Source organism: Methylobacterium sp. WL18, from assembly GCF_008040015.1.
Lineage (GTDB): Bacteria > Pseudomonadota > Alphaproteobacteria > Rhizobiales > Beijerinckiaceae > Methylobacterium > Methylobacterium mesophilicum.
The window spans coordinates 1-5,479 of sequence record NZ_VRVD01000305.1 but is presented as its reverse complement, the minus strand read 5'-3'; the positions used below and the strand labels follow the sequence as shown (position 1 = coordinate 5,479).

4 protein-coding genes are annotated in these 5,479 nt (G+C 69.4%); all 4 read right to left on the bottom strand.

The window, feature by feature from the left end; translation table 11 throughout:
* Positions 1 to 65: 65 nt before the first annotated feature.
* Entirely contained in the window at positions 66 to 725 is a 660-nt protein-coding gene (locus FV228_RS19070) for an LptA/OstA family protein (protein WP_147856059.1), read from the bottom strand.
* Positions 722 to 1,441 (bottom strand): LPS export ABC transporter periplasmic protein LptC, encoded by a 720-nt coding sequence (lptC, locus tag FV228_RS19065; RefSeq protein ID WP_147856058.1) that lies wholly within the window; start codon positions 1,439 to 1,441, stop codon positions 722 to 724. Before lptC ends, FV228_RS19070 begins: the two co-directional genes overlap by 4 nt.
* A gap of 301 nt (positions 1,442 to 1,742) precedes the next feature.
* The gene (gene htpG, locus FV228_RS19060; protein ID WP_147856057.1) at positions 1,743 to 3,581 is read right to left on the bottom strand and encodes a molecular chaperone HtpG; all 1,839 of its coding nucleotides are present in this window, start codon (positions 3,579 to 3,581) and stop codon (positions 1,743 to 1,745) included.
* Positions 3,582 to 3,680: 99 nt separating this feature from the next.
* Positions 3,681 to 5,479: KUP/HAK/KT family potassium transporter (locus tag FV228_RS19055; RefSeq protein ID WP_147856056.1), on the bottom strand; the 1,799-nt coding region annotated here is incomplete at its 5' end.

The window sequence follows — 5,479 nt, the reverse complement described above, 5'->3', positions numbered from 1 at the left end:
ACGGCCGAGCAGCGTAGGGCGGGCCGCCGCGTCCTGCGGCTCCGCCCGGAACGCGACCGCGCCGCTCAATTGACCTGCGCCCGCGGCTTGACCGGCGGCTGCGCGCAGCCCTTCGCCTTGCCATCCTTGGCGTCGGCCTTCTCGCCGGGCACGAACAGGGCCGAGACGCGTCCGCCGGCCACCGGGTCCATGTTCGCGCGCCCGGTGCCCATGTCGTAGACCAGCCGCTGACCGCGGGTGACGTTCTGGCACTGGCTCAGTACGACGTTGCCGGTGAGCACGATGCGCTTGGCGTCCTGGTCGAACACCGCATGATCGCCGGTGGCGACCTGATCCTTCTGGACCACCGTGACCGGGCCGGCGCAATCCACCTTCTGGATGCCGTTCTCGGCCGGATTTTTGGGTGCCGGGGCCTCGGAACCCGCATCCGCCGCCTTCGCGTCGGCCTTGTCGGAGGAATCCTTGCCGCGCTTGTAGTAGACCGTCATGGTCGAGCAGCGGATCGTGCTCTCCCCCTGCACGGCCACGACGTTGCCGACGAACACCGCCCGGTTCTCCCGGTCGAACACGTCGAGGCGGTCGGCGTCGATCTTGATCGGATCCTTGCCGCCGCCGCCGATATTGCCGAAGGGCGAGTCCTTCTTGGCCGGCTTCTCGGCCAGCGCGGGGCCGGCGAGTGCCAGGCAAGCGGCCAGGGCCGCGCAGAGGGTTGCGCGCGCGCTCATCGGCCGGTTTCCGCGGGCTCGGCGTTCGAGGTCAGGATGCGCGAGGGCGCCTTGTCGGCCGGGTCGTCGTTCACGATCACGACGTGGACGCTCCCGACGAACGAGATGCGCTTGCCGTTCTCGACCACGTCGAGGGCATTGGCGTTCACGGTGGCGCGCGGGGTCGAGACGGTGACCGGCTCCTGGGAGCTCACCGCGCCGGTCTTGAACACCACCGCGGCCGAGCGCAGGCGGGCTTCCTCGCCCCGGTCGGTCCAGATGCGGATGTCGTCCTTGAGATCGAGCGCCTCGCGGGCGGTGTCGAACAGGCCGGAGGCCGCCGAGAGCCGGGCGACCCCGCCCTGGTCGTCGGTGGCGAGGTGGCCGCGCATCCGCTCCAGTTCGATCAGGCTCGGCTTGCGCACGTCCTGCAGGGCGGCATCGGCCGTCACCTCGTACCCGCGGTTGCCCTGGCGGAAGCCCGCGAGCCGGGGATTCTCCATGCGGACCTTGGAGCCGGCCACCGTCACGGGGCCGACCGAGACCCCCGGCAGGCTCGTCCCGAACGGATTGAACAGGTAGGCGAGCAACAGCGCCACCGAGCCACCCGCCGCAACCGGGATGAGACGGCGCATCGTGCGCACGCGGCCGCTGTGGCGGTACGCCCGGGCGTGAGCCCGCGTGCGTGCCGCCGCGACCGCCTGTCCGTTGCCGGCTTGAGCCTCGACCGGGTTCATGCAGCGTCCGTGAGGCGCGCAGGCCGCGCGCGAGTGAGGAATCGGCTCAGACGCCTGCGGCCCCCACCGCGCCCGCGCCTCCGGTCGGGACATGGTCCCGACCAGTGGCGAAGTTATGGCTCGCCCGTTTCGGAATGATCAACCGAACTTAGAAACTTTCGACGCCGATGTGCGTGAGCACACACGCATAGTCGCCAGCATCGGGCCCGCGAAGAGCTCGGCCTTGCAGCCAGCGCCGACGTCGCGTCGCAGCCGGCCCCGAACGATTCGGGACCGGCTGCGACGCGTCGGCGCCGGAACGTCAGCGCGAAGCACTCCGAGCCGCGGCCAACGCCGCCGCGACGGTGCGGGCGAAGGCGGCCGGATCACGGGGGCTGTCGCCGTCCTGGATCCGGGCGAGGTCGAGCAACGTGCCGGCTTCCTGGGAGATCTCCGATTCGGGTGCGGTCGCCAGGGCCCGGATCAGCGGATGGCGCGGGTTGATCTCCAGCACCGGCTGCCCGGCACCGCCGCGGCCGGCGCGGCGCATCAGCCGCTGCATCTGCAGGTCGGGGCCGGCGGTACCGGCCGAGAGCACCACGGCCGAATCGACCAGCCGGTCGGTGGTGCGCACGTCCGAGACCTCACCGGCCAGCGCCGCCTTCACAGCCGCCACGAAGGCGTCGATGCCTTCCGGCGTCTCCGGCTGGTCACCCTCGGGTGCGAACTTCGACAGGTCGAGGCCGCCCTTGGTGATCGACTTGAGCGGCTTCTCCTCGAAGTTGCCGAGTTGGTCCGGCCAGAAGGCATCGACGTGGTCGGAGAGCAGCAGCACCTCCAGGCCCCGGGCCCTGAAGCCTTCGAGCTGCGGGGACGATTTCAGCGCCTCCGCGTCGTCGGCCACGAGATAGTAGATCGCGTCCTGGCCGTCCTTCATGCGGGCCACGTAGTCCGGCAGCGAGGTCCAGCCGTCCACGGCAGAGGAGCGGAAGCGCAGCAGGGGCGCGATCTCGCCCCGGCGCTCGAAATCCTCGTAGATGCCCTCCTTGAGCACCGCGCCGAAGTTCTCCCAGAAGGTCTGGTAGCTCTCGGCATCCTTGGCGCGGGTGGTCAGCTCGGACACGACGCGGCCGGTGACGGCCCGGCGGATCCGGGCGAGCGCCGGGGTCGATTGCAGCATCTCGCGGGAGACGTTGAGCGGAAGATCCTCGGTGTCGACGACGCCCTGGACGAAGCGCAGCCACGACGGCAGCAACTCGGCCTCGTCGGTGATGAACATCCGGCGGACGTGGAGGCGGACCTTGCTCTGCCGGTCGTTCTCCAGCGCCTGGAACGGCTTCGCGCCGGGCACGAACAGCAGCGCGGAGAATTCCAGCTGGCCCTCGGCGCGCCAGTGCAGGGTCGCCCACGGCTTGTCGAAGTTCATCCCGAGGGCGTGGTAGAACTCATCGTACTGCTCCTCGCTCACCTCGGATTTCGACTTGCGCCAGAGCGCGGTGCCCTGGTTGGCCGATTCGTCCTTGCCGTCCCGCGCGATGGCGATCGGCACGGTGATGAAGTCGGCCCATTTCCGCACGAGGTGATCGAGGCGGTAGGGTTCGAGGTACTCGTCGGCGTCCGCCTTGAGGTGCAGTACGATGTCGGTGCCGGGCTCAGGCCGGGTCGCGGGCTCCAGGGTGTAGCTGCCCTGGCCCTCCGACGCCCAAGTCCAGGCCTCGTCGCTGCCGGCGCGGCGCGACGTGACCGTGACCCGGTCAGCGACCATGAAGGCCGAGTAGAAGCCGACGCCAAACTGGCCGATCAGGCTCGGACGATCCTCGGCCTTGGCCGCATCCAGCGTCTGCGAGAAGGCCCGCGTCCCGGAGCGGGCGATGGTGCCGAGGTTGGACGCCAGATCCTCCTTGGTCATGCCGATGCCGGCATCCGAGACGGTCAGCGTGCGCGCCTCCTTGTCGGGTACGATCCGGACCTTGGCGTCCGGCGGCAGCGCGCTCGCCGCCGAGGTCAGCGCCTCGAACCGGCGCCGGTCCATGGCGTCGGCGGCGTTGGCGACGAGTTCGCGCAGGAAAATCTCGCGGTCGGAATAGAGCGCGTGCACGACGAGGTCGAGGAGCCGACCCACCTCCGCCCCGAACTCGTGCCGCTCAATCGTCTCGCTCACGGGTAATGCCTCCGCATAGGGGAAAATGCGGTGGCGATATGCCCGCCCGCCCGGCCGTTTTCAATGAGGCGGCGACGGGATCGGCGGGACGTGAGCGGCTCAGATCTCGATTTCTGTTCCAACCTCCACGATCTGCCGGGTCGGCAAGCAGAAATGGGCGCCGGTGCGCTCGGCGTTGCGCTTCAGGAAGGCGAACAGCCCCTGGCGCCATAAGGCCATGCCGGGTTTCTTCGACGGGATGACCACCTCGTGGCCGACGAAGTAGGTCAGATCCTCCAGGTATTCCGGCGGGAGCAGCCCGCTCCTCACGGCGCATTGTAGGCCTTCGGGAATCGAGGCGGTCTGCATGAAGCCGTAGCGCAGCACGACGCGCTCCATCCCGGGGGTGTATTTCGAGATCGCCTTGCGGATACCTTGAGCGACCAGGGTAACCTGCGCCCGCTCCTCAGCGGGGATCACCGGCGCCTCCTCGTAGATCACGGTGATCAGCAGGATGCGCTCATGCAGGCATCGGCTGCGCTCGACCAGCCGGCCCAGGGCCATGGGAATGCCCTCGGTGGCTGCGGTGAGGAAGGCTGCGGTTCCAGGCAGCGTCACCGGCGGGTGCGAGGCGAGGCGGGCCAAGAACGTCGCCTCGGGCTGGCGCATGGTCTCGCGCACCGCCTCGAGGACGTGGTTGCCCTTCATCCAGGTCAGCATCAGGAACGCGACCGCCGCGGCCAGCACCAGGGGAAACCAGCCGCCCTCGAACAGCTTCACGCTGTTGGCGGCGAAGAACAGAGCGTCGATGGCGAGGAAAAAACCGTTGACCGCCACGACCAGGATCGGGTTGTAGCCCCAACGGAGCGCGATCAGCGCGGCGAGCAGGGTGGTGATGCCCATCAGCGCCGAGACCGCGATCCCGTAGGCGCCGGCCAGCGCGTCGGAGGAGCCGAACACCACCACGGCAGTGAGGGTCCCCGCGGCGAGCAGCCAGTTCACCGCCGGCACGTAGATCTGGCCGCGCTCGTCCTGGTCGGTATGGACCACCCGCATCATTGGCATGAAGCCGAGCTGGATCGATTGCTGGGTCAGCGAATACACCCCCGAGATCACAGCCTGCGAGGCGATGACGGTGGCCATCGTGGCCAGCGCCACCAGCGGGTAATGCGCCCAGTCGGGGGCCAGCAGGTAGAACGGGTTCTCGATTGCGCCCGGGTCGGCGATCAGCAGGGCGCCCTGGCCGCAATAGTGGATCAGCAGGGCCGGCAGCACGAGGCCGAACCAAGCCGCGCGAATCGCCGGGGCGCCGAAATGGCCGAGATCGGCGTACATCGCCTCGCCGCCGGTAACCGCCAGGAAGGCCGCGCCCAGCATCATGAAACTCACGTGCCAGCCGGCATGGGCCAGGAAGTCTACGGCCCGCCACGGATTGACCGCCCCCAGGATCTCCGGCGCCCGCAGGATGCTGGGGATCGCCAGGAGGACCAGTACCGTGAACCAGACGAGCATCACTGGACCGAACACCCGGCCGATCACCGCCACGCCCTTGTGCTGGACGGCGAACAGCGCGACCAGGATCACCAGGGTGATCGGCACCACGAACGGTGTCAGCACCGGCGCGTCGACCTTCAGCCCCTCGATGGCCGAGAGCACCGAGATCGCCGGAGTGATCGCACCGTCTCCGTAGAGCAAAGCCGCGCCGACGAGGCCGACCACCAGGAGCACGGCCTTCCACGTGCCGGGCTGCGCCTGCCGGGCGCCCAGCAGCGCCAGCATGGCGACGATGCCGCCCTCGCCCCGATTGTCCGCGCGCAGGATCAGCACCGCGTATTTCAGCGACACGATCAGGATCAGCGACCACAGGATCAGCGACACGGCCCCGAGCGCCGCGGCCGGCACCGCGGCGCCCCCGGCGG